The 18,050-nt window shown below is 45.7% G+C and carries 31 protein-coding genes; 7 read left to right on the forward strand and 24 right to left on the reverse strand.

Going from position 1 to position 18,050, the window contains the following annotated elements; translation table 11 throughout:
• Positions 1-260 (forward strand): hypothetical protein (locus tag ACED53_RS20295; protein ID WP_371715294.1); only part of this gene is annotated, 260 nt, incomplete at its 5' end.
• A 107-nt stretch (positions 261-367) separates the two neighbouring features.
• Here the strand turns inward: ACED53_RS20295 and ACED53_RS20300 are convergent.
• The 21 genes from ACED53_RS20300 to ACED53_RS20400 form a co-directional block, all read right to left on the reverse strand.
• A complete protein-coding gene (locus tag ACED53_RS20300) occupies positions 368-778 on the reverse strand; it encodes a hypothetical protein (RefSeq protein ID WP_017083721.1) in 411 nt (136 codons plus the stop codon).
• Positions 775-1,203, reverse strand: coding sequence for a M15 family metallopeptidase (locus ACED53_RS20305; protein ID WP_017100572.1), 429 nt, complete (start codon positions 1,201-1,203; stop codon positions 775-777). The genes ACED53_RS20300 and ACED53_RS20305 overlap by 4 nt, the downstream gene beginning before the upstream one ends.
• Positions 1,204-1,262: 59 nt before the next feature.
• Positions 1,263-1,595, reverse strand: a complete 333-nt coding sequence (locus ACED53_RS20310) for a hypothetical protein (RefSeq protein ID WP_102579757.1) — start codon at positions 1,593-1,595, stop codon at positions 1,263-1,265.
• A complete protein-coding gene (locus tag ACED53_RS20315; protein WP_102579756.1) occupies positions 1,592-2,014 on the reverse strand; it encodes a hypothetical protein in 423 nt (140 codons plus the stop codon). Before ACED53_RS20315 ends, ACED53_RS20310 begins: the two co-directional genes overlap by 4 nt.
• Complete coding sequence (locus tag ACED53_RS20320) at positions 2,014-2,637, reverse strand: hypothetical protein (RefSeq protein WP_102492605.1); 624 nt, start codon at positions 2,635-2,637, stop codon at positions 2,014-2,016. Before ACED53_RS20320 ends, ACED53_RS20315 begins: the two co-directional genes overlap by 1 nt.
• Positions 2,634-3,590: a hypothetical protein gene (locus ACED53_RS20325; protein WP_371715295.1), complete on the reverse strand. Its 957-nt coding sequence runs from the start codon at positions 3,588-3,590 to the stop codon at positions 2,634-2,636. Before ACED53_RS20325 ends, ACED53_RS20320 begins: the two co-directional genes overlap by 4 nt.
• Positions 3,571-3,777, reverse strand: a complete 207-nt coding sequence (locus ACED53_RS20330; RefSeq protein ID WP_048669409.1) for a hypothetical protein — start codon at positions 3,775-3,777, stop codon at positions 3,571-3,573. The genes ACED53_RS20325 and ACED53_RS20330 overlap by 20 nt, the downstream gene beginning before the upstream one ends.
• A 149-nt stretch (positions 3,778-3,926) precedes the next feature.
• On the reverse strand, positions 3,927-4,199 hold the full coding sequence (locus tag ACED53_RS20335) for a hypothetical protein (protein WP_017083729.1): 273 nt from the start codon (positions 4,197-4,199) through the stop codon (positions 3,927-3,929).
• Between the two features lie 9 nt (positions 4,200-4,208).
• On the reverse strand, positions 4,209-5,024 hold the full coding sequence (locus tag ACED53_RS20340) for a major capsid protein P2 (RefSeq protein WP_017081564.1): 816 nt from the start codon (positions 5,022-5,024) through the stop codon (positions 4,209-4,211).
• 12 nt (positions 5,025-5,036) lie between these two features.
• Positions 5,037-5,165, reverse strand: a complete 129-nt coding sequence (locus tag ACED53_RS20345) for a hypothetical protein (RefSeq protein ID WP_017081565.1) — start codon at positions 5,163-5,165, stop codon at positions 5,037-5,039.
• A gap of 131 nt (positions 5,166-5,296) precedes the next feature.
• The gene (locus ACED53_RS20350) at positions 5,297-6,061 is read right to left on the reverse strand and encodes a hypothetical protein (protein WP_029225522.1); all 765 of its coding nucleotides are present in this window, start codon (positions 6,059-6,061) and stop codon (positions 5,297-5,299) included.
• Positions 6,021-6,488 carry a hypothetical protein gene (locus ACED53_RS20355; RefSeq protein WP_050651416.1) on the reverse strand — a complete coding sequence of 156 codons (468 nt, stop codon included), beginning with the start codon at positions 6,486-6,488 and terminating at the stop codon, positions 6,021-6,023. Before ACED53_RS20355 ends, ACED53_RS20350 begins: the two co-directional genes overlap by 41 nt.
• A complete protein-coding gene (locus ACED53_RS20360; RefSeq protein ID WP_048666123.1) occupies positions 6,472-7,044 on the reverse strand; it encodes a hypothetical protein in 573 nt (190 codons plus the stop codon). The genes ACED53_RS20355 and ACED53_RS20360 overlap by 17 nt, the downstream gene beginning before the upstream one ends.
• Entirely contained in the window at positions 7,037-7,354 is a 318-nt protein-coding gene (locus ACED53_RS20365) for a hypothetical protein (protein ID WP_102579868.1), read from the reverse strand. Before ACED53_RS20365 ends, ACED53_RS20360 begins: the two co-directional genes overlap by 8 nt.
• Before the next feature lie 34 nt (positions 7,355-7,388).
• Complete coding sequence (locus ACED53_RS20370; RefSeq protein WP_048615176.1) at positions 7,389-7,601, reverse strand: hypothetical protein; 213 nt, start codon at positions 7,599-7,601, stop codon at positions 7,389-7,391.
• Between the two features lie 59 nt (positions 7,602-7,660).
• Positions 7,661-9,526, reverse strand: coding sequence for a replication endonuclease (locus ACED53_RS20375; protein WP_371715296.1), 1,866 nt, complete (start codon positions 9,524-9,526; stop codon positions 7,661-7,663).
• Positions 9,527-9,535: 9 nt separating this feature from the next.
• On the reverse strand, positions 9,536-9,799 hold the full coding sequence (locus tag ACED53_RS20380; protein ID WP_017084668.1) for a hypothetical protein: 264 nt from the start codon (positions 9,797-9,799) through the stop codon (positions 9,536-9,538).
• Positions 9,800-9,804: 5 nt separating this feature from the next.
• A complete protein-coding gene (locus tag ACED53_RS20385) occupies positions 9,805-10,053 on the reverse strand; it encodes a hypothetical protein (protein WP_102560964.1) in 249 nt (82 codons plus the stop codon).
• Positions 10,050-10,319 carry a hypothetical protein gene (locus ACED53_RS20390; protein ID WP_057623097.1) on the reverse strand — a complete coding sequence of 90 codons (270 nt, stop codon included), beginning with the start codon at positions 10,317-10,319 and terminating at the stop codon, positions 10,050-10,052. The genes ACED53_RS20385 and ACED53_RS20390 overlap by 4 nt, the downstream gene beginning before the upstream one ends.
• A gap of 4 nt (positions 10,320-10,323) precedes the next feature.
• Positions 10,324-10,521 carry a hypothetical protein gene (locus ACED53_RS20395; protein ID WP_048658861.1) on the reverse strand — a complete coding sequence of 66 codons (198 nt, stop codon included), beginning with the start codon at positions 10,519-10,521 and terminating at the stop codon, positions 10,324-10,326.
• Positions 10,518-10,733, reverse strand: a complete 216-nt coding sequence (locus ACED53_RS20400; protein WP_017084672.1) for a hypothetical protein — start codon at positions 10,731-10,733, stop codon at positions 10,518-10,520. Before ACED53_RS20400 ends, ACED53_RS20395 begins: the two co-directional genes overlap by 4 nt.
• A 121-nt stretch (positions 10,734-10,854) precedes the next feature.
• On the opposite strand from ACED53_RS20400, the gene ACED53_RS20405 reads away from it, so the two are divergent.
• On the forward strand, positions 10,855-11,151 hold the full coding sequence (locus ACED53_RS20405; protein ID WP_017084673.1) for a helix-turn-helix domain-containing protein: 297 nt from the start codon (positions 10,855-10,857) through the stop codon (positions 11,149-11,151).
• 36 nt (positions 11,152-11,187) lie between these two features.
• The gene (locus ACED53_RS20410; protein ID WP_371715297.1) at positions 11,188-12,156 is read left to right on the forward strand and encodes a tyrosine-type recombinase/integrase; all 969 of its coding nucleotides are present in this window, start codon (positions 11,188-11,190) and stop codon (positions 12,154-12,156) included.
• A gap of 116 nt (positions 12,157-12,272) precedes the next feature.
• Here ACED53_RS20410 and ACED53_RS20415 read toward each other — a convergent pair whose 3' ends face one another.
• Both ACED53_RS20415 and ACED53_RS20420 read right to left on the reverse strand, forming a co-directional pair.
• Complete coding sequence (locus ACED53_RS20415) at positions 12,273-12,878, reverse strand: GNAT family N-acetyltransferase (protein ID WP_242441551.1); 606 nt, start codon at positions 12,876-12,878, stop codon at positions 12,273-12,275.
• Positions 12,879-13,568: 690 nt separating this feature from the next.
• Positions 13,569-14,360 carry a hypothetical protein gene (locus ACED53_RS20420; RefSeq protein WP_017101241.1) on the reverse strand — a complete coding sequence of 264 codons (792 nt, stop codon included), beginning with the start codon at positions 14,358-14,360 and terminating at the stop codon, positions 13,569-13,571.
• A 424-nt stretch (positions 14,361-14,784) separates the two neighbouring features.
• Here ACED53_RS20420 and ACED53_RS20425 point away from each other — a divergent pair, with 424 nt between their 5' ends.
• The 4 genes from ACED53_RS20425 (at position 14,785) to ACED53_RS20440 (ending at position 17,441) form a co-directional block, all read left to right on the forward strand.
• A complete protein-coding gene (locus tag ACED53_RS20425) occupies positions 14,785-16,029 on the forward strand; it encodes a site-specific integrase (protein ID WP_017101242.1) in 1,245 nt (414 codons plus the stop codon).
• A gap of 86 nt (positions 16,030-16,115) precedes the next feature.
• Complete coding sequence (locus tag ACED53_RS20430) at positions 16,116-16,499, forward strand: hypothetical protein (RefSeq protein ID WP_017101243.1); 384 nt, start codon at positions 16,116-16,118, stop codon at positions 16,497-16,499.
• A gap of 12 nt (positions 16,500-16,511) precedes the next feature.
• Positions 16,512-16,940, forward strand: coding sequence for a hypothetical protein (locus ACED53_RS20435; RefSeq protein ID WP_017101244.1), 429 nt, complete (start codon positions 16,512-16,514; stop codon positions 16,938-16,940).
• A gap of 60 nt (positions 16,941-17,000) precedes the next feature.
• Complete coding sequence (locus tag ACED53_RS20440; protein ID WP_017101245.1) at positions 17,001-17,441, forward strand: DUF2787 family protein; 441 nt, start codon at positions 17,001-17,003, stop codon at positions 17,439-17,441.
• A gap of 336 nt (positions 17,442-17,777) precedes the next feature.
• Here the strand turns inward: ACED53_RS20440 and ACED53_RS20445 are convergent.
• The coding region (locus ACED53_RS20445) for a transposase (protein WP_371715298.1) at positions 17,778-18,050 on the reverse strand (273 nt) is incomplete at its 5' end.

The following is an 18,050-nucleotide window of genomic DNA, read 5'->3' on the forward strand; positions in this document are numbered from 1 at the left end:
AGCAGCGGATTCCAAATCCGCGTGTTGGGAGTTCGAATCTCTCCACCCCTGCCATCTTCAAAGTGCATTATTTATGCATGAAAAAAGGCCACTCGTTGAGTGGCCTTTTTGCTATCTGCGATTTATTTTATCGACGTTTTCTTCGCTTCTTTGTGATGCTTTTTGCTTTCACAACACGCCCACCTTTGGCGAAGCGATACCCCTTCTTTAACGTGCCGTTTCTTTTTACCCCTGCTTTAGCCACTATTCTTACCTTCTAAAATTGTTTCAATGATGGTTAAGCGCTTATCTTGCTTCCAGAGCACTACGAGTAACGCTATCCAGGTCGGTGATAAGCCCATGCTGTTCAGTGAGACGAGTAGCTCCATTACTTACCCCTGAATTTAAATGAAAAGAACTCCAGTAAGTAACGCACCATAGAGCGAAACCCAAACGTGTCGATGACCACCGCACCCACTATGTACCAATAGTACTCGGGCACAAATTCCAACGCTTTGAACCCTTCTTGAACATACTCCGCATAGTCTGGGATAAACGACAAGATCAGAGGAACAAACACCACCAAGAGAATGAACTCATCTTTAAGGCCGCGATCTTTGAGGCTCACCCTATCTAAATCGGCGGCCTGTTCATCTCCAGACTGTAAACGCTTCACTTGAGCTTGGTGACGCTCTTGCTCGATCTCATCTTGTCGCTTGAGGGCATTCGCTTTATTGAGGCCGTGCTGCTTATAGGCATCAATGCCGCCAGTGATGAGGTTGGCGATGGCGCCTATCATGCGTAAACCCGTTTATCGAGTTCCACATGAGGCCCATCTTTAAAGCTGACCCAATCCCCACCCCAGACAATAGGCACATTCAGCTCTTTTGCCGCTTGTTTAAACGCCCAACTCACTTGTTCGTAATAACTAAAGCCCCACGTGACTTTGCTGTTTTCGTCATACACCACAAAATCAATCGCATGGCCTGACTGGTGCCGGCTTTTTTTACTGTAGCCATCGAGTTGGCTAGCGCCTTTTTTGAAGAGCGCATTTTGCTCTTCGGCCGTTCGCTTTCCCGAGGTAATGCCAAAATCAAACGGGGTTAACTCAATCGCCCTGCGAACCACGCGTTTGAGATCGCCATGAACCCCAATCATGCGAGACTCGCTTCTTGCTGATAACGCAAACTGACTGAGTGCTTTATCGACGGTTTTTTTGTTCATGAAATACACTCCTAGTAAAGTGAAGAGCACAACGAGCGCACTCAACTTTTTAATGGTCATTATTCGAAATCCGGTAACTGGGTCACGAGTAAGGCTCTGGCTGTCTCACGCTTGGAGAGAACCTCTTGGGGGACGTCCGCACCGTTTTCTACTTGGCGTACTAAGTAAAAATCGGTCGCATCAAGGTAATGTTTAGCCTTTGCGCGCCTTTCAGATTGTTCTTTATTTTGTTGAGCCTCTAGTGACAGGACAAAAGCCTCACCAGTCCATCGGTAGAGTTCGGGATTAACGGCGACGTCTTGCGTCAGTTGGACCTCTAAACTGATTAATTGAGTTGACGCTTGAGGCGCGTTGATCGTGACAATTCGCCCCTGCGTATCGACCTGTATCATCGCTCTAACTCCTTAAAGGTCGTTCGAGACACAATGCACACTTGAATATCAATATAATTGCAAGTAAATATGATTTTTTTCGCGTTGCTCGGTGTTAAAATAGGAATAAAATAACATCGCCTTGCAAAGCCAGCCACAAAGGGAACTACCATTGCCCTATGGCTATTAGCTATCATCTCGTCATGATCATCAAAGCATTGAGACCAAAAGACGACTTGATCTAAGTTCCTTGAATTTTCGCTATCCAACCAACCCACTCGTACTTCCAGTAGCTCTACATCATCTGACAGAGAAAACTCTACTTGTCGGTTTGTGGCATCTGAAACTTGAGCATACTGGTTGCTTAATACTAATGACTGAAAACCACCGTTTCCCGTCTTATCACCACGACTGCCAATAGGATTGTGAAGTTCAAACATTAGATAAACTCCCCAATACGAACACCATTCCCAGCAACGCCTTCCAATGTAATGGCTTCATTGCTTTTGATAAGTACATGACCACCGGCGACAACCTCAATAAACCCTTGAACCAAAACAGAGCGATCATTATCTTGATAGGTTTGAATAAAGAGTCCTTTCCGCTCTTCATTTCCCGCAATGCTTTGTTCATCTCCCGTTAAATCCAGATAGCCCGTATCGACCTTTTGCAAGGTGTAAAGCTCAGCAAGCTTCTTCACAGTTAGCGTGTCATTTTGAATGCGTGTCTTCACTTCTGCTTGAACGGCACTGACAGTGATGGGGGTTAAAATTTCGCTAATCGCGACGGAATTATTAATGTCGATTTTTTGCGATGTGGTGCTGATGGGAATGTCCGCCACTTGATATTCAACCGTGACCGGTTCCGCCTGATGGTTAAAAAGTTCAAGCTCATCAAAACGAGTGATATCCACCGTATCACCCCGCCCGATTTCTGTAGGACGTAACGCGTCTCCGCGAAGCATGAGGGAATGGCTGGCTTCACGAATGATGAGGTATTTGCCCGCCTGACCTGCATTAAATTGAATGCTTTCGCCTGGGCTTAGGGTTTGGAGTTGTTTCATTTATTACGCTCCGCCACTAAATAGGCCATGGTGATTAACGTGCCAAGAATGCCGACCATAAGAGACACGTTCTTCAACAGCTCATTATTGCTTTCGTTCTCACCCGTTTGCTCTCTTGCTTTGGACGCGTTCGCCATGGCAATCGCGGCTTTGGTGGTTTCCGTTTGTTGACCCGCCATGGATTTAATCGAATCTATCGCGTGCTCACTCAGGTTCGTGTTTGCGCCTATCGCGTACTCACTAAGGTCAGCGTTAGTTCCTAACGCACTCTCACCAAAACTCAATGCCTCTTCGAGGGCACTTTCACCAAAATTAAACGACGTATCTACGGTCTCTGACGCCAAATCTAAGGCATTATTACCAAAGTGAAACGCTTCTTCCGCGGTCTTACCCGCCACCGCCATGGCGCCGTGGTCCGTCATGCTTAAATTAATGTCAGAGTTTTCTATTCCTGACAGAGCAAAGCCATTGTTATCACCACCAATCCCCTGACTGTTGCTTTTGTTGGTGGTCGTGGTGATGGTTTTCGCATTGCTCTTTGATTTACTCCGTCCACCCATGTCATCAAACCTTATTTGTAATACGTGCTCATTCTTGTGGGTCTCAATCTCTCGTACGGGCAATTGCAATTTACGTTGAATGTAGCGATAAGCACCGCGTTGATTAAAGTGGGCGCGAATCGAATCAAACCCATTCGCCACTCCGTGATTGAGGGCACTGAGCGTCCCCATGGCCATGTCACCCGCTAAAGCGACCACAACCAGCTCCTTAGCGCCGGTGGGGGATTGCTCACCGCGCAGCAACATAAACGTGTCTTCGACTCGATAGAGGGACTCTCGCCCCGCTTTTACTTCAATTTCAGCCTTCTTTAGGTAGTCACCAAGCGCTTGACTTAACCTCGGCTTGGCGTTTCCCCACGTTTCAGGAATTAAGTTACTTTCGAGTGAAAACATACAGCGCAAGAAGCGCGACGAGCGCTATTCCCCACCACGGTATGCCGTTATGACTGCCAAAGTTCATTGCGCCGGCCGTAAAGCCGCTGTTGTTGGTGGTATTGGAAGTGTTCCCTGACGTTGCGGGTCCCGAAGACCCGCCCGTCAAACCACCGCCACCCGTTAAAGAAGTCAATGAGCCTAGCATGAGCGAAATACTCCCGATTTATAGGCAAGGTAGAGCAAAGCCATCACCGCAGTCGCAGTTAAGGTTTTTTTGAGCCCCTGACTCACTCCAAACCCGAGTGCCGTTCCCAGCCCCAGACCGCCCAAACCGATGAAAAGTAATGGCATGCGCTAATCCTTGAAGAGAACAATGAGAAGAACCACCACCAAGAGCGCCGCTATCCCACCGCCCACATAAAGCAGGGTGTTATCTTTCACCACGGCAGAGCCACCTTGTGGCGTCGTCACGGCATTGCCGTTATTGTCGACCGCCGGGGTATTTGGCTGCTGCGTGGTGTTGGGATTGGACGAATTGGCGTTGTGACCAAATAACCAATCGGCATTTTCGCCCACGCTATCGAGTGCACCCTCACCAAACTCCAACAGGTCATCAAAAAAGCTCATGCGCGCTCCTTAGTATTTACCTGTGAGCATTTCAGGGCGAACCACTTTCACCGATTCAACCAAAATAGGGATTGAGCCGGCGACGTCACTCGTGGTCACTGAAAATTTCAAATTAGAGCTGTGTTGTGTAGGGAAGAGCTCATCAATAGAAAAACCACGCACAATCGGATCAAAGTGAAAGTAACCCGCTTGCGGGGTACGTTCGTTTCGTTTAGCGTTCGCTTCATTGATGAATTTGTTGGCTTCGTACTCTTTCACAAAGTCACGTTCCACCTCGAGCTTAGTGATCCCCGCGTACATAAAGTGCGCACGACGCAAGCTGATTAACGGACTTGAGACTAAGCTCGTAAATTCGTTTACCCCTTCCGCGTTCGCTGGCATGGTTTCACGCTTTATCATTGGAACCAAGATTCGGGCAGGTTGCGCATTGGTGACCCAAGCATGAACCTGAATAGACAGGGGATCGCCGCCGGCTTTCGCCTTGAACTGAACATCCAAATGGATGTTATCGCCCGCTTCTGTCACCAGCCCCGTGTAGCGAACCCCATTTTTAGTGCGAGCGGTAATATCACTGAATGGGATCACGTAATGGCCGGTGGTATGAGCACGTTGCTTGTAACGCTCTAACATGAGGATCTCACTGCCCGTTAAGACATAGATTTCTTCTGCGTTCAGCGTAATAGACAAGCGTTCAATCTCGGCGGCCTCGGCATTCGTCTCTAACACTAACTCATGGTAAGTCGGCCCAACAGGAATAGGCAGCGTGCCTTTTTGTCCCCAAGCGGCCCCGACCATGGAATTCAGTTTGATTGGTTTTACTGACATGTTTGTCTCTCCTTAAAACCAGCCACGTTTGCCGTTGATGAGTTGTTTGACTGCTTCTAACGTTGAGACGTTATTAATGATGGCAATCATCAGTAAGGTCAGGACAACAGCAATCAAGATGTTTTTATGCTGAGCTTTCATACACTCCCCTGTCTCTCGACGTTGGATCTTGAATAATCAAATGAAGTGTTTATCAAAGAGGAAAAAGGTTGAAAAAGAAAGGAAGCGTTACCTATAGGTTAGATGGGTAACCTATAGGTTAAAAAGGGCGGTTACCGGTAGTTCAAATTGAGTGTTGAGCCTGACTGACAGTTCAACGCCTTATGCTCAATATTACCAATACCATCACGGATCAAGAGGTATTCCGCGATCGGTTTCCCGATACGTTGCTTGTTGACCTTAGCGGATTTCAACGTCGCAATAGTATTCACATCCAACCCGCGTTTATCTGCGATCCATTGAGCATCACTCAGAGAATTAACTGCGCCCACCCACCAAACACTGGATTGCTCGGTCACGGTTTTCGGTACCTCTTGGCCGCGCTGAAATATGGAGTGCACCACAAGGCCATACTGACGCCCGCCACGCAACAGCTCACCCGCACGACCTCGAAGTTTGCCAGAGGTTTCTACGCAGGAGGCTAACTCTTCAATCACCGTATAGAGCCGGCTAGCGCGGCCGTTCCCTACCGACCACACCACCGACGCGAAAAATTCCAACTCTCCACCGGTTGCCCCATTGGCTGGAATGTACGCCAACTTAAACGAGCCGCCACGACGACGCGCCATCACCAGCGATTTCACAAAGATTAAGCGTGATGAGGTGCCGTGGCACATTTGCCCTTGAAACTTATTTCCCGCGTAGTTGGTGTAGGGGTCAAAAAAGACCGCTTGTGCGGTTTTCGGGATTAACCCCAAATGCTTAACCGCTGAGGTTTTTCCCCCTCCCGTTCCCGCCACATAAAGGGTGTGCTCGGCATCAAAGGACGGGTTAGCATTAACGGGATTCGGTAGGGCTAGGGGTTTGGGTTTGTTCACTTTCGGTCTCCTTGGCTTGCATCAAGGCAGCCATTTGTTGTTTGGACGCGTAGATCAAGCCCAAAACTGCAAGCAGCAGCGTCGCCTCTTCGATGTAGTCCCCAAACACTCCCATCAAGGTTGAGCCATGTTTGGCAAAGACCGGCTGCGCAGCATCGATAACGGCTTGTTTCCCTTTACCGTCGAATTCAAACTCAACCCCTGAAATCATGGACGTGGCTTGTTCGGTTAAAGCGAACACAATATCCAGTAAGCCCGCCATGGCTTCGGTTTTATCTTCGGTTACCGTTTCGGTTGAGCCGGTTAGGCTAACTGGTTCGCTTTCGGTTTGCTCTTGCTGTTCAAGCTGATCAATGACCGCGCCAAAATCCCCCCAATCATCCACTGCCGCTGACTCCTCCAACAAGACTTCATTCGTTTGCTCCATGCTCACCCCCTTGCGTTGGTTCGGTTGGGGCTTTCGGTTTAGGTAGCAGTTGAGAAAATGCCCAGATGAGGAAGATAACCGACACCAACGCTGCTACGACTCGTTTAAAGGAAAACTTGCCTTGGTTTTTTTCTGTTTCTTCATCGCTGCCCGTTTCGGTTACCGCTCGGTTGGAAACCGCGTCTTTACTGGTTTCTTGTGTTTCTTCCGGTTCGGTTAACCCCTCGGTTAGTTCGGTTACCGCGTCGGTTACCTCTGTTCGGTTAGGTTCGGTTATCAAAACCGGATCAACCACCGACAGTTTATCGGTGACTGTCGGTTGAAGTTCGGTTGAGTCAGCGACAAGATTCGCTTTAATGAACTTAGTCACTTCATGGCTATGTGAGCTGTTACCGCACTTTGGGCAACGGTAATACATCAACCCGATGTTGCGGCTGTTTTTAGGCGGCTCCCCTGTAGCAATCAGTTTCCCTTCACCCACTTGATGAGCGCTGGCGACCGACTGACAAACCGGGCAAGAGAGATACCCACGGATTGGGTTTTTATGTTCAGCCATGATCCACCTCTGCACTTTCCATCTCATCAAGCTGCTGCTTTTGAACCTCTACCACTGCACGGTATTTCAGGCGAGCGACCCCATTGAGCTTGTCGAGGTGCTCAAGCTGCTCAAACAAGTTGACGGGAAGCCCTAATACCTCCAGTGAGAGGTTGCCACTCATCAACATCCCCATGGCTTTTTTCATGAGTGCGCCGGTGTCCATTTCTTTAAAACGGTCAATTTCCACTTTCAGGCTGGCGGTCAGCTTGTCAGCCGCATCGAGGGCGGCTAAATCTCGCTGACACTCCTCAAGCGATAGTCTTTTCATTGTCTTCCTCTGTCTCTCGACGTTGGCTTCGTGGTTAGTGAGCAGCTCCTAGTACGTGAACATGCTCACCTGCATCCGTAACAAACGGCACGCCCTTGTTAATTGCATTTAAAGCGGCAAGCTCGTTCATTGGAATAAAATTACATTCATGCGATAAGTTTTGTTCGGTGATTAAAATCTGTTCACCGACAACTGGCATATTGTAGCTGTAAAAATAAATCGCTTTAGTGTTGATAGATATGTTCATAAAAGTTCCTGTCTCTCGACGTTAGTTAAAATGCCCCTGATTCACATCGTTGGCGTGGGTTAAGTGACTCCCAACCGTCCGTTGATAAGGCTGAGAGTGGTGTGCTTATCAATGGGGATTTTCGCCCCCATCGACAGCGGTTTGAGTAAGCATTGAACCCCTTTAATGCTCCATCCGGTCACGTCCATCAGCGCTTTTTCGAGTGGGGATATCTCCATTTCCGGAGGTGGGTTACACTTATTTTCAGTGCTCCAAGGGACAGCGCTCCGCGCTTTTTTCCACGCGTCCACATCGCACTTCGCCACCACCGAAAAGTGATCGCGGCAGGTCTCGATCACGTGACCTAACCATTCCAACCCGATCACCCGTTTGGTGGTTTCGCCGTACTGGTTAATCTGCGTTTCATGGGCGAGGCGCAAATCCCCAATGTGCTGCGTAAATTCTTTCCATCGTGATTTATCCGCATGCTCATGTAGGTCGATTAACGCTTCATCAATCGCCACATCGGCTTTGTTCGCGCGTCTCAGCTGGCGCCATAGACCAACCGCCGGAGAGCCCGATTGTGAAAACTGTTTAATTCCCCAAGCGCTGGCCCAAGCGCGGACAGAAAGAGCCTTACTGGCCGCGTTACCCTCTGGGAGGTGCGCCCCGTTGATGTTCTTAGAGATGTATTTGATGATGTAGCCAGTAGCGCTACCTTTTTTAGGGTTGCAAGGTTTCGCGTGAAAACGGGCTTTGCGTTTCTTTTTGTTGTAGAGCTCGTCGGCATCTTCACTTCGGGCGATATTTGCACAAATGCGCATGAGGTCGGCTTTGTATTCTGCAGGGCAATAAACAAAGGCATGAAGATGAGGTGTCCCGTCTTTATGGGGCTCGGCCACCCGTAGGCCAAACCAAGGAATGTCTTGTTTGGCGAAGTGGGCGCGGGCGAGTCTCCATTGCTCCATCAGGTTTTGATGCGCTTCTTTGACGGTGCAGCCGTTCCACTTAGGCGAATTGCGGTGATATTGGGAGGGCAACGTCCAAGTGATGAAGACCCCTTCGAATCCCATATCGATCGCCCGCTCTTCATCCCCGCGACTGCGAACCACCAACTCAATGTATCGATTTTCTGGATTGGCGGTCGTACGAGAGGCCACCTCATCGAGATTGAATTCTTGCAGGGTGTCGTGGTTGATGACCACCATGCTTTTCATGAAGGCTTCGGACTCGCGTAATTGCTGCTTGAAGTTGGAGAGAGTCAGGCGCGACACATTGCAATGTTGGCTGGGTTGTTCCCCGACATTGCCAAGGGTGACTTGAGCATGTTCAATGTAGCGCTTGCGAAGGCGTTTGAATTTACGCACTAAGTTTTTAGGGTCTATACAACGACGAATCGCGCACTCTAATAAGATCTCAGCGTCACGAACCGTGAGTGTTTGACCGATATCACGCGTGTCGGCACTCGGAGGCTCGATGAAGACCTTGAGTATCAAGTCTCGGATTTGTTCAAAGGCATAATGCAGGGCGTGATAGTAATCGGTGGGGCTCTCAGGAATGCCATCAATACGCGCTTCGGTGTCGGTCACGGCAATATCATTGATGATATCGACAAAGGCCACGGTGAGTTGAATGGCGAAATTTTTAAGCGCATCATCGCTCATCAAGATGTCGTGCGTCAGTTCGAGCGGTTTGGGCTCATGGCTGACGAAGCCAAACGGAAATTTTTGGGTAAAGTGGTGGGCGACCTTATCCACAAAGCTGACGCGTTCGGTGATGAATAAGGTGAGATTACGGTCGGTCGGATTGCCGCGTTTTTTACGTAGACCTAATTTAAGTTCCAGATCTTGACGCATCATCACCGGCAGGTGCGCCGTGAGATTGGAGACATACTGACTTAACGACAGAGTGATGTTGGGTTGATGGAATCGATTGTAGGTACTCATAGTCCAACCTTAAGTTTTTCCTTTACTCACTGTTCCCCAAGGCTCGATACAACCTCGTTCGGTGCAGGTGTAATTCAAGGGTTTAGGTGTCGGTTTAACGCGCTTTTTAATGCCATGCTTTTCTCTTAGCTTCGATATTAAGAAACGCGCTCTCTCGGTTTTTTCTGGGTCAAAGTCTTTGAGCCCTTCCATGTCGGGGCAGGGCTTGTGGATAGGGTCAGTGATAGGTAAGTCAACACTGGACACGGCCTCTTGGTAAGACACATTTCCCATGAGCATTACTTTGGTAAGTCAGGCCACGGACTGCCTGAATTCATGATGCGATAAATATCATCTTCATTCTCTTTTTCATTCAGAGAATCGGCATAGAATCCCCAATAACGCTTTACCCTTTCCGCTTTGCCGTCTAAGCCGGTATCGAGGCATTGAATGAACGCAAATCCGCGCCCGTGGGTTCGGGCAAAGTGGATCTGGCATTTTGGGTGATTGTTGTCATAGACAAGGTTGTTTTCGGTTTGGACTTTCATTGGGCTAACTCCTTGCAGGGTGCTTCGTTGAACAAGTACATCTTTGTGCAAGCGTCATCGATGGATTGGGCTAAGCGGTGTTCGCCGCTGGTTTCGGCGTAGACGCGAACTTCATGTAAACGCTCAAGAATCGATTCATGAATGAGCTCAGACTGCGCTTGAGACACCAAGCTTGAAGGGGTGCTTTCTTTTAAGCAGTGCATATCTTGGTGATACGCCTCTACCCAAAAGCGGTAAAGGTGTTGAGTGACGTCGGCGTGAGTCATGAGCTTATCCTTGTACGACTATGCGCAAATCACCCTCAAGCGGGATGATGGCAAGATTGGTGGCCATGAAAGACGCAGGGTGACCGGCTCGGTCTTCCATTTCTGACACGGCGTGCGAGAAATTCGAAGAGTGCTCATTGGCTGGCACCACTTCCACCGGTAGGCATTTTTGGTTTGAGAAGATTTGGATGAGAGGGATCATGATTTCTTCCTCAATATCGACAGTTTGAATTGTCCCGCTTCCATACGAGCCGCGAGTTCGACGAGGTCGACATACCGCTTCCCTGCATCGAGTTCTTTTTCCACTTCGGGTAAATCGGCGTTATCAAGACGATCGAGTACCTGTCTTTCACTCATTCCGTGAGAACGTGCAAATAAAGGCACAGACATGAATAACGCGGGCAGCATTGGCATGTGATATCCTCGTAGGTTTGATGATTTTCGTGAAATACACGGAAATAGAGTTACTTATTCTGCTACGTCATTTGTAGTAGTTGGTATTTAAGCTACGTCATATGTAGTAGTGGGGTCAAGTGTGGAATTAGGAAAAAAAATCAAAGCGATACGAATTGCGGAGAGGTTAAGTCAGGAAGAAATGTCACAACTTATTGATATATCAGTAGGAGCTCAGCGAAATTATGAACAAGAAAGAAGAGAACCAAAAGGTGATTTTTTGATGAAGATCACAAAGCATGAGCGCTTCAAAAAGTATACCTATTGGTTGATGACCGATGAAGTTCTCCCTGAGTCGGGCCAGATTAGTCCCGACTTCTCTATACTATCAGAGCTCGGAATTGTCGAAAAAACAACCAACAACAAGAAACTTGCCTAACGGTTTGCTTGCTTAAATACTATCGATGGGGGAAGAATGATTTTAAAGAAGAATGCGAATTATTATTCAAGTCTGGCCCCTAATCAGGTATTTGATAGTGAGCGAAAGGCCATGCAACTTGATAAGCGGTTGGCCTTAAAACTTGAGCGGGAATGTGCAGGGAAAGACTTTCGAACGCTGGATGAATTGATCACGCTTTGGTATCGAATGCACGGTAAGACGCTACGCGATCACATTCGGCTAAGGAAGAGTCTTTATCGAATATCAGAGCGTTTAGGGAACCCCATTGCGAGCGATTTTACGAGTAAAGATTTTGCGCACTATCGAGAGCAAAGAAGCATTGAAGTGACGACGACCACGATAAACCGAGAGCATGCCTATCTTAGGGCGATGTTTAACGAGTTGGAGAGGTTAGGGGTGATTGAGTTTGAGAACCCGCTGAGTAAAATTCGTCAGTTCAAAGAGCGTGAAAAAGAGTTGAGGTATTTGGAGCATGATGAGATCGCAAGGCTATTGGGTTCTTGTCAAACAGTCAGCAATCGGTCTTTGGTGTTTATCGTGAAAATTTGCTTAGCAACGGGTGCTCGGTGGGGAGAGGCGGAAAGTCTAAAGCCCTCACAAATCAAAAATAATCAGATCACGTTTTTGAATACCAAATCATCCAAGAATCGCACCGTACCGATTAATAAAACGCTTTATGATGAACTAACCGCTCTTGAGTCTATCAGTGAAGAGAGGATGTTTTTAAACAGCTTATCGGCTTTTCGAAAGGCGGTTTCAGAAGCAAATATTGACTTACCGAAAGGGCAAATGACTCACGTTCTACGTCATACCTTTGCGAGTCATTATGTGATGAGCGGCGGCAATATTGTGAAGTTAAGAGATGTGTTGGGTCATAGCGAAATAACAACGACCATGCGTTATGCGCATCTAGCCCCTGAACATTTAGAAGAGACTTTGATGCTGAATCCTTTGAATCAGCATCAAAAACCGACTGATTCTTAACTCGTTTGTCCCAGAGTATTGCGGCATAACACGTCTCTGGACAAAAGCACGTTAGAGTATGAATTCTAACGTGCCAAAATTGGATTAGAAAAAGTATCTTTAAGCCTTAAATACTGTTATGTGCGTTCGTTAAGTTTGGACGTAAGGATATGGTTTTCCCATTGTCCTGCAATTTTTAAGTACTTCCTAGCGACACCTTCTTTCTCGAAACCTAGTTTAAGCAGCACTCTTTCACTCGCTACATTATGTGGCATGTAAGTCGCCATTATTCGGTTAAGACCAACGATATCAAACATGTAACCTATCGATGCTTCGAGTATTTCGGTCATATAACCTTGACCTTCAAACTTTCTAGAAATGGAGTAACCTAAAAAGCAGGCTTGAAAAACACCGCGAGCTATACCTGTGAAACTGCAAACACCAACAATTTCGCCTGCATCTTTATCCAAAGCTACAAACTTAACTTCACTACCTTTCTCAAACGCAGACTCACTGTTTTTACACTGAGACAGCCAGTTGTCTAAAGTATAAAATTCATCTGTACGAAGTGGTGACCATGGAGCTAAATGCTCACGATTTTCGAGTTGGTATGCAAGCATATCTGAAGCATGCTTACTGGACATCACTTCAATTCGAGTCCTTGCCGTATCTATCATTTTTCCTCCGAGCACATAACGCTTATTAGTCGACAAACTGTCGTCTTTTTCTTCTATATAATGCACTCTTAACCATATTGGTTCAATTAACAATCAATAAGTTAAAGTAAGACAAGGGATACTAAGCTGCAAAATGTCGCCTAAAAACGGGAACGCTAAGTTCTCAACTCAAGTGGATAAGTTTGAATAGGTCAAACTCAGATTAACAAGATATGAATGAGTAAAAGATCTAAAACTAAATGGGGCAAAAGTGAGTCAGAAAATTCCGAGTGCTTAAATGAGTCTAACTTATAGAATTGTAGCTAAATAAAATACCGAAATAGACGGAAATACGAGTTGTTTGGTTTTTTGATGACCATAACGTTCTGTTTTTATTGTTGGTTTTGTAGAATTCCAAATCCGCGTGTTGGGAGTTCGAATCTCTCCACCCCTGCCACATCTTCCCTTAGGGGATATGAAAAGCCTCAACTTCGGTTGAGGCTTTTTGCCATCTAGTATTATGAAAAATAGAGATTTTCAGATCTCTTACCTATCAACCCCATCAAAAGCTCATCAGAAGCGCTCATAAAGCCTCTCCAAAATACTTCCGGTACATATCCTGAACTTTCAGCTTCAACCTCGTGGTGAGCTATACAGCTATGAATAGAGCTTGCGGCTACTTAGGGTGAATATTGCCACAAACACCTTTCATAGAAATTCGACAACGGTATGGTCCATATCCGGTCATGTAGTTGGAGTCGGTGGCCGATATAATATTTATGGTTTGGTAGGAAATACGATTACATTATTTGGTATGCACCCTGACTGATTTTCGATCTCCCACTCTTCGTTAACGGTATTCATCTCTAAGGTGGTGAGATCTCCCGACATAGATTGCTTAAGTTGTCGTATACGCTCAGAGATACTTCTAACTTGCTTTTCATCGTATTCACAGTAGTTTCGTAACCAATGAAACAACATCTGGTTCGCAGGATAGATCATGTCCTTAAGCCCTTTATATTGCTTAGGCATGCTATTCATATCCGCATCAAAGCACATAACTTGTTCAGTATCAGGCAAGCATCCGGAGTTCTCAGCTGTATCCTTAAAGAACCAAGTTATTTCGTTGAGATGTGACTGTAAACTTCTGTCCGAACGAGTAAAGAAGCGGTACTCGTTATTCAACCTTAAGAATTTCTTCAACATCGGGTCAAAAGTATCATCATTCATGATCATTAGATCTTCGCCAAAATACTGTACTAAGTTGGCTATACGTTCAATAAAGTCAGTGATAAATCGTTGGTGCTCACCTTTCTTCAGGTCTACGAAGGTCATTACATAGCGAGTATCCTTCTCTATAGTAAAGATAATAGGTTTACGCTGGACTCTGATCACATGTACTAACCATTCGCTGATTTCTTTGGGCGTATTGCCGTCGTTATCTTTTAGATGGTAGATATCATCTGATATCAATTTACAGGGAGTAGGATCGATTGGTGATATCTTTTCTCCTTTTCGAGTTACGGTGAAGAAATCACTAGCAGCTTTAGTACAGTTGAAAATCAGCATGGTATGTTTTTTCTAGTTGTTTAAGTTGTATCAGGTTAAAGGCTGTTTCAGTAAAAGCCAACCTGTAGATAGTACGTAAACGACCATGGAGTTATGATTTTCGTCATTAGTATATGCTGTAACCTTTGACTGTACTGATATCCAACGATAAATCTCAGTCCTTGTTATAGCAATGTAGGAGTGTTGCCGATGTTTGTTTATTGATGTTGTGGTGATGATTAGAAGTGAGATTACAATGCTGAGCAAAACGAGAATGACGGCAATATACTATTGCTAAAGACAGTATCTGAAATTTATCCCTGAGTCCCACCATAACAATCCACCTCAACTTCTTCCACATACTACCTCCCTCACATTCGAGTATAAGTGTCCCTTCAAACATATATAAAAATTAAGTGACTGATAGAAATAGGAGTATTTTGTCATGACGCTTAATAGAACAATCAACCTGACCAATTCGATAATGAAAACCTTATCTGGTCCCAGTGCGGACTCTCGCTCTAACGATTTGGAGTGGTCTGACGGTGGAGGAGATAACAGTGTAATTGGTTTGAAGGTGCTCGTTGGACGTACAGGGAATCGGCGCTTCCATTTACGTTATTTGTCACCTGTTAGCCGGAAGAAATCAAGCATCACCATTGCTAGGTGGCCAGATTTAACAGTAGAAGAAGCAAGAGCTAAAGCGCGTAAGCTCAAGGTACAAATCGCTGAGGGTATTGATCCAAAGATTGAACGAGATTCTCGCTCTGCCGTTGTGATGCCTGATGTGTACACTTTCTTCCACGAAACCTATTTACCGTGGGCTAAAACCCGTAAGAAGTCATGGAAAGATGATGAAACACGGTTCTTGCGATGTAAGTTAATCTATAAAATCCACATGGATAGGCTCTCAGCACACGCAATCATGAAGCTTCAATCCCACCTCACGACTGAAACTTACAAGGGTAAACCTTACTCTGTTGGAACGAATAATCATGTTATCGCGTTAGTTAAGGTGATTTGTTCACTGTCTTCTAAGGTTCTTGATACTCCAAACCATGCGACTAAGGTTTCTTTGATGCCTGTTAATAATGCTCGGACTCGTTTTCTCGATGTGAACGAGACAGCTCTACTGATAAAGGTTGCTAGAATTTACTACTGTAAGGTGAAAGGTAATCTGATTGCGTTGTTGTGGCTAACAGGTTGTCGAATATCTGAGTTAATGGAGAGGCAATGGGGTGACGTTGACTTTGATAATCGTACGCTTTTCATCAAATTGACCAAGAATAAGAAGCCGCATTTGGTCTATTTATCACCTCTAATGTTGGAGTTGTTTTCTGAGCTTTGGAAGTTGAAGCAGCCCGGTAATCCGCATGTCTTTCCCGGTAGTCGAGAAGGGACTCATATCTCACCCCCACGTAAAGCGTTGAAGTTGATACTGGATCACGCTGGTATCGATCCTGAAGGTGTTGTTTTCCACACTGCGAGGCATTCGGTAGCGAGTAATCTACTGAACTCTGGGATGGATATTACGTCGGTTCAACGTGTTTTAAACCATGCTGATATGTCGAGTACCTTACATTACAGGAAATTTGATAAGACAGCATTAGAACGTGGAGCGAATGCCTTGTCTGATATGGTCGAGAGAGCCAGTGAGAATCTAGTGTTACCCGAACTTAAAGTAGTTTGACCTATATATTCTATTAACGATAGCCCCTGAATAGTGAGTTCTATTCAGGGGCTTTTTTGTATCTGGAATTTAGATGGAGAGATCGAATGAAAATTGTGAAAAGTCTTATTGATGCTGAACAGTTGGAGTTGCCCTTACCGATTAAAGAGCAATTGATGTATCAGCTATTGCTTCCTTGGTCTGGTGATCGTGATGAGGCTGAGAAATTTTGGGAGGAAGTTTCCACCTGCCTGATCTTGATTGAGCGAGGTGATACCGACCAAGACTTAGCTGACGTTAATGAAGATACTGAGGTCATTCTGTCATATGCGATAGAAAACCCTGAGTTTGTCATTTTGCTACCAGATGAGACTGAATCCTATGTCTTTGCATGCTGTGTCCATGCTGACGATGGGAGTGGCAGTTTTGTTATGGGTTCCACGAGTAACGCTACCCAAGCGATTAAAACGTTAATTGAACTGGCTGAATAAGGAGAAATTTGTATGAGCCAAAAGGTTGAAAAGGATAACGATGTTGATTTGTTCACCATTGTTAAAGAAGGTCAGAGTCCAAAGCTCAGTCCTAAATCTGAGAGCTTTCTAGAGTACCAGATTGCCTATAAAGAAGTTGATCAGGAATTCTATATACGTGTTTCTAAAAACTCGTCGTCAGGGTTGTTCTCGAACAGCTGGGTGCGTCTTGAAGCTATCTTTACACTGCTCGATGATCAAGTAGGTAAAACCCTCAAGTCGACAGCGTTGAAGCCAATAATAACAGGTGGAAGTAGTAATTCGTGTGGGTTCTTAGCGGCTATCCTGCGAACTATCTCTATCCTCGATCCTGTACCCGATAATGTGTTCTTACATCAGGTGTCTGAGCGCTATGAAGTGGTGAAGACTGAGCTTCGAGCATTAGCCTCTAACCCTGATTAACCTTTCATACCTAGCCTCGTCCTGAGGCGGTTTACTTAATTATTACAACGAGAATTTATTATGAACTTAACTCTTCAATTTGATGTTGAGCGATTTTTGCTACCGATTAGCATAGACCTTCAAAATGCTTTAAACCGTATTTGTAACGAGTCGGGAAAGGTGTCGTCCTCAACTCAAGCTGTAACCGTCAACTTTCGAGAGCGTGCTTACAGTCCTGAGAACGGTGGCTTCCACCCTGTCGAGGTTCGTATCACTAGGCTTAACGACCAATGGGTTTTCGACTACATCACTGACTTTTGTTACTGTGGATTGATGCCTGAGCTAGAGAAAGAAATCGACTTTGATTTTGGTCATGGTGTGGCTTACATCCGTTACATGGGTGAAGTTCCCATTACTGAATCCAGTGTCGCTGAGTTCTATTCGATGTGGGAGAGTAATTTCCTGTCGTACCTATCAATGGATTGCTTTGATGAAATTAAGGTAATGGCGGAAGAGGCATAGAGCTTATTAGTGGTGTGATAAACAGGAACTTGACCGGAGCGAGTAAAGGAAAAATGCTCTGTGGTTTTGTCCTGTTCATCAGTTCATGTGGGTGAATGTGTGATGGGGTCTTAGCACTTAATTGATAAACCTAACTCAAGGATTGTACATCCGTTGTACCGTGTTGGAACGTTTATGTACTGATGGAAACTCCCATTGCGTCGGTGGCAATGGGAGGGAATTTGGTGGTGCTAATTTGAAAAGTGTTATCTAGCGGATAATGATTTGGTGAGATCTTATCGGAGCCTCAGTTATAAAATTACTAGGGCGTGTTGATCTTTGCTGTACATTTCGCGTTCAACAATACATCGGTAGCCACATTAACATGAATGCCAGCGATAACATGTTGGCATAATTCCTTTCTAGCTTGTCATATCTACTTGAAATAGCTCGATAATGCTTAATTCTCCCAAAGGCATTTTCGACCAAGTGACGATACTTGTATAGACACCAATCCATACTGTCTTTGTCTATATCTTGTCCGTAATTGCGTTTAGCAATTACCGTTTCTCCGCCACGTTCCTTAACAAAAGTACGGAAAGGTTCGCTGTCATATCCTTTATCACAAAC

It is taken from the genome of Vibrio sp. 1F169 (assembly GCF_041439605.1).
GTDB classification, from domain to species: domain Bacteria; phylum Pseudomonadota; class Gammaproteobacteria; order Enterobacterales; family Vibrionaceae; genus Vibrio; species Vibrio tasmaniensis_A.

Bases quoted from the DNA above. Each gene is read 5' to 3' on its own strand.
- ACED53_RS20300 (WP_017083721.1), bottom strand. From the start codon at position 778: ATGATAGGCGCCATCGCCAACCTCATCACTGGCGGCATTGATGCCTAT.
- ACED53_RS20305 (WP_017100572.1), bottom strand. From the start codon at position 1,203: ATGAACAAAAAAACCGTCGATAAAGCACTCAGTCAGTTTGCGTTATCA.
- ACED53_RS20310 (WP_102579757.1), bottom strand. From the start codon at position 1,595: ATGATACAGGTCGATACGCAGGGGCGAATTGTCACGATCAACGCGCCT.
- ACED53_RS20315 (WP_102579756.1), bottom strand. From the start codon at position 2,014: ATGTTTGAACTTCACAATCCTATTGGCAGTCGTGGTGATAAGACGGGA.
- ACED53_RS20320 (WP_102492605.1), bottom strand. From the start codon at position 2,637: ATGAAACAACTCCAAACCCTAAGCCCAGGCGAAAGCATTCAATTTAAT.
- ACED53_RS20325 (WP_371715295.1), bottom strand. From the start codon at position 3,590: ATGTTTTCACTCGAAAGTAACTTAATTCCTGAAACGTGGGGAAACGCC.
- ACED53_RS20330 (WP_048669409.1), bottom strand. From the start codon at position 3,777: ATGCTAGGCTCATTGACTTCTTTAACGGGTGGCGGTGGTTTGACGGGC.
- ACED53_RS20335 (WP_017083729.1), bottom strand. From the start codon at position 4,199: ATGAGCTTTTTTGATGACCTGTTGGAGTTTGGTGAGGGTGCACTCGAT.
- ACED53_RS20340 (WP_017081564.1), bottom strand. From the start codon at position 5,024: ATGTCAGTAAAACCAATCAAACTGAATTCCATGGTCGGGGCCGCTTGG.
- ACED53_RS20345 (WP_017081565.1), bottom strand. From the start codon at position 5,165: ATGAAAGCTCAGCATAAAAACATCTTGATTGCTGTTGTCCTGACCTTA.
- ACED53_RS20355 (WP_050651416.1), bottom strand. From the start codon at position 6,488: ATGGAGCAAACGAATGAAGTCTTGTTGGAGGAGTCAGCGGCAGTGGAT.
- ACED53_RS20360 (WP_048666123.1), bottom strand. From the start codon at position 7,044: ATGGCTGAACATAAAAACCCAATCCGTGGGTATCTCTCTTGCCCGGTT.
- ACED53_RS20365 (WP_102579868.1), bottom strand. From the start codon at position 7,354: ATGAAAAGACTATCGCTTGAGGAGTGTCAGCGAGATTTAGCCGCCCTC.
- ACED53_RS20370 (WP_048615176.1), bottom strand. From the start codon at position 7,601: ATGAACATATCTATCAACACTAAAGCGATTTATTTTTACAGCTACAAT.
- ACED53_RS20375 (WP_371715296.1), bottom strand. From the start codon at position 9,526: ATGAGTACCTACAATCGATTCCATCAACCCAACATCACTCTGTCGTTA.
- ACED53_RS20380 (WP_017084668.1), bottom strand. From the start codon at position 9,799: ATGGGAAATGTGTCTTACCAAGAGGCCGTGTCCAGTGTTGACTTACCT.
- ACED53_RS20385 (WP_102560964.1), bottom strand. From the start codon at position 10,053: ATGAAAGTCCAAACCGAAAACAACCTTGTCTATGACAACAATCACCCA.
- ACED53_RS20390 (WP_057623097.1), bottom strand. From the start codon at position 10,319: ATGACTCACGCCGACGTCACTCAACACCTTTACCGCTTTTGGGTAGAG.
- ACED53_RS20395 (WP_048658861.1), bottom strand. From the start codon at position 10,521: ATGATCCCTCTCATCCAAATCTTCTCAAACCAAAAATGCCTACCGGTG.
- ACED53_RS20400 (WP_017084672.1), bottom strand. From the start codon at position 10,733: ATGCCAATGCTGCCCGCGTTATTCATGTCTGTGCCTTTATTTGCACGT.
- ACED53_RS20410 (WP_371715297.1), top strand. From the start codon at position 11,188: ATGATTTTAAAGAAGAATGCGAATTATTATTCAAGTCTGGCCCCTAAT.
- ACED53_RS20420 (WP_017101241.1), bottom strand. From the start codon at position 14,360: ATGCTGATTTTCAACTGTACTAAAGCTGCTAGTGATTTCTTCACCGTA.
- ACED53_RS20425 (WP_017101242.1), top strand. From the start codon at position 14,785: ATGACGCTTAATAGAACAATCAACCTGACCAATTCGATAATGAAAACC.
- ACED53_RS20430 (WP_017101243.1), top strand. From the start codon at position 16,116: ATGAAAATTGTGAAAAGTCTTATTGATGCTGAACAGTTGGAGTTGCCC.
- ACED53_RS20435 (WP_017101244.1), top strand. From the start codon at position 16,512: ATGAGCCAAAAGGTTGAAAAGGATAACGATGTTGATTTGTTCACCATT.
- ACED53_RS20440 (WP_017101245.1), top strand. From the start codon at position 17,001: ATGAACTTAACTCTTCAATTTGATGTTGAGCGATTTTTGCTACCGATT.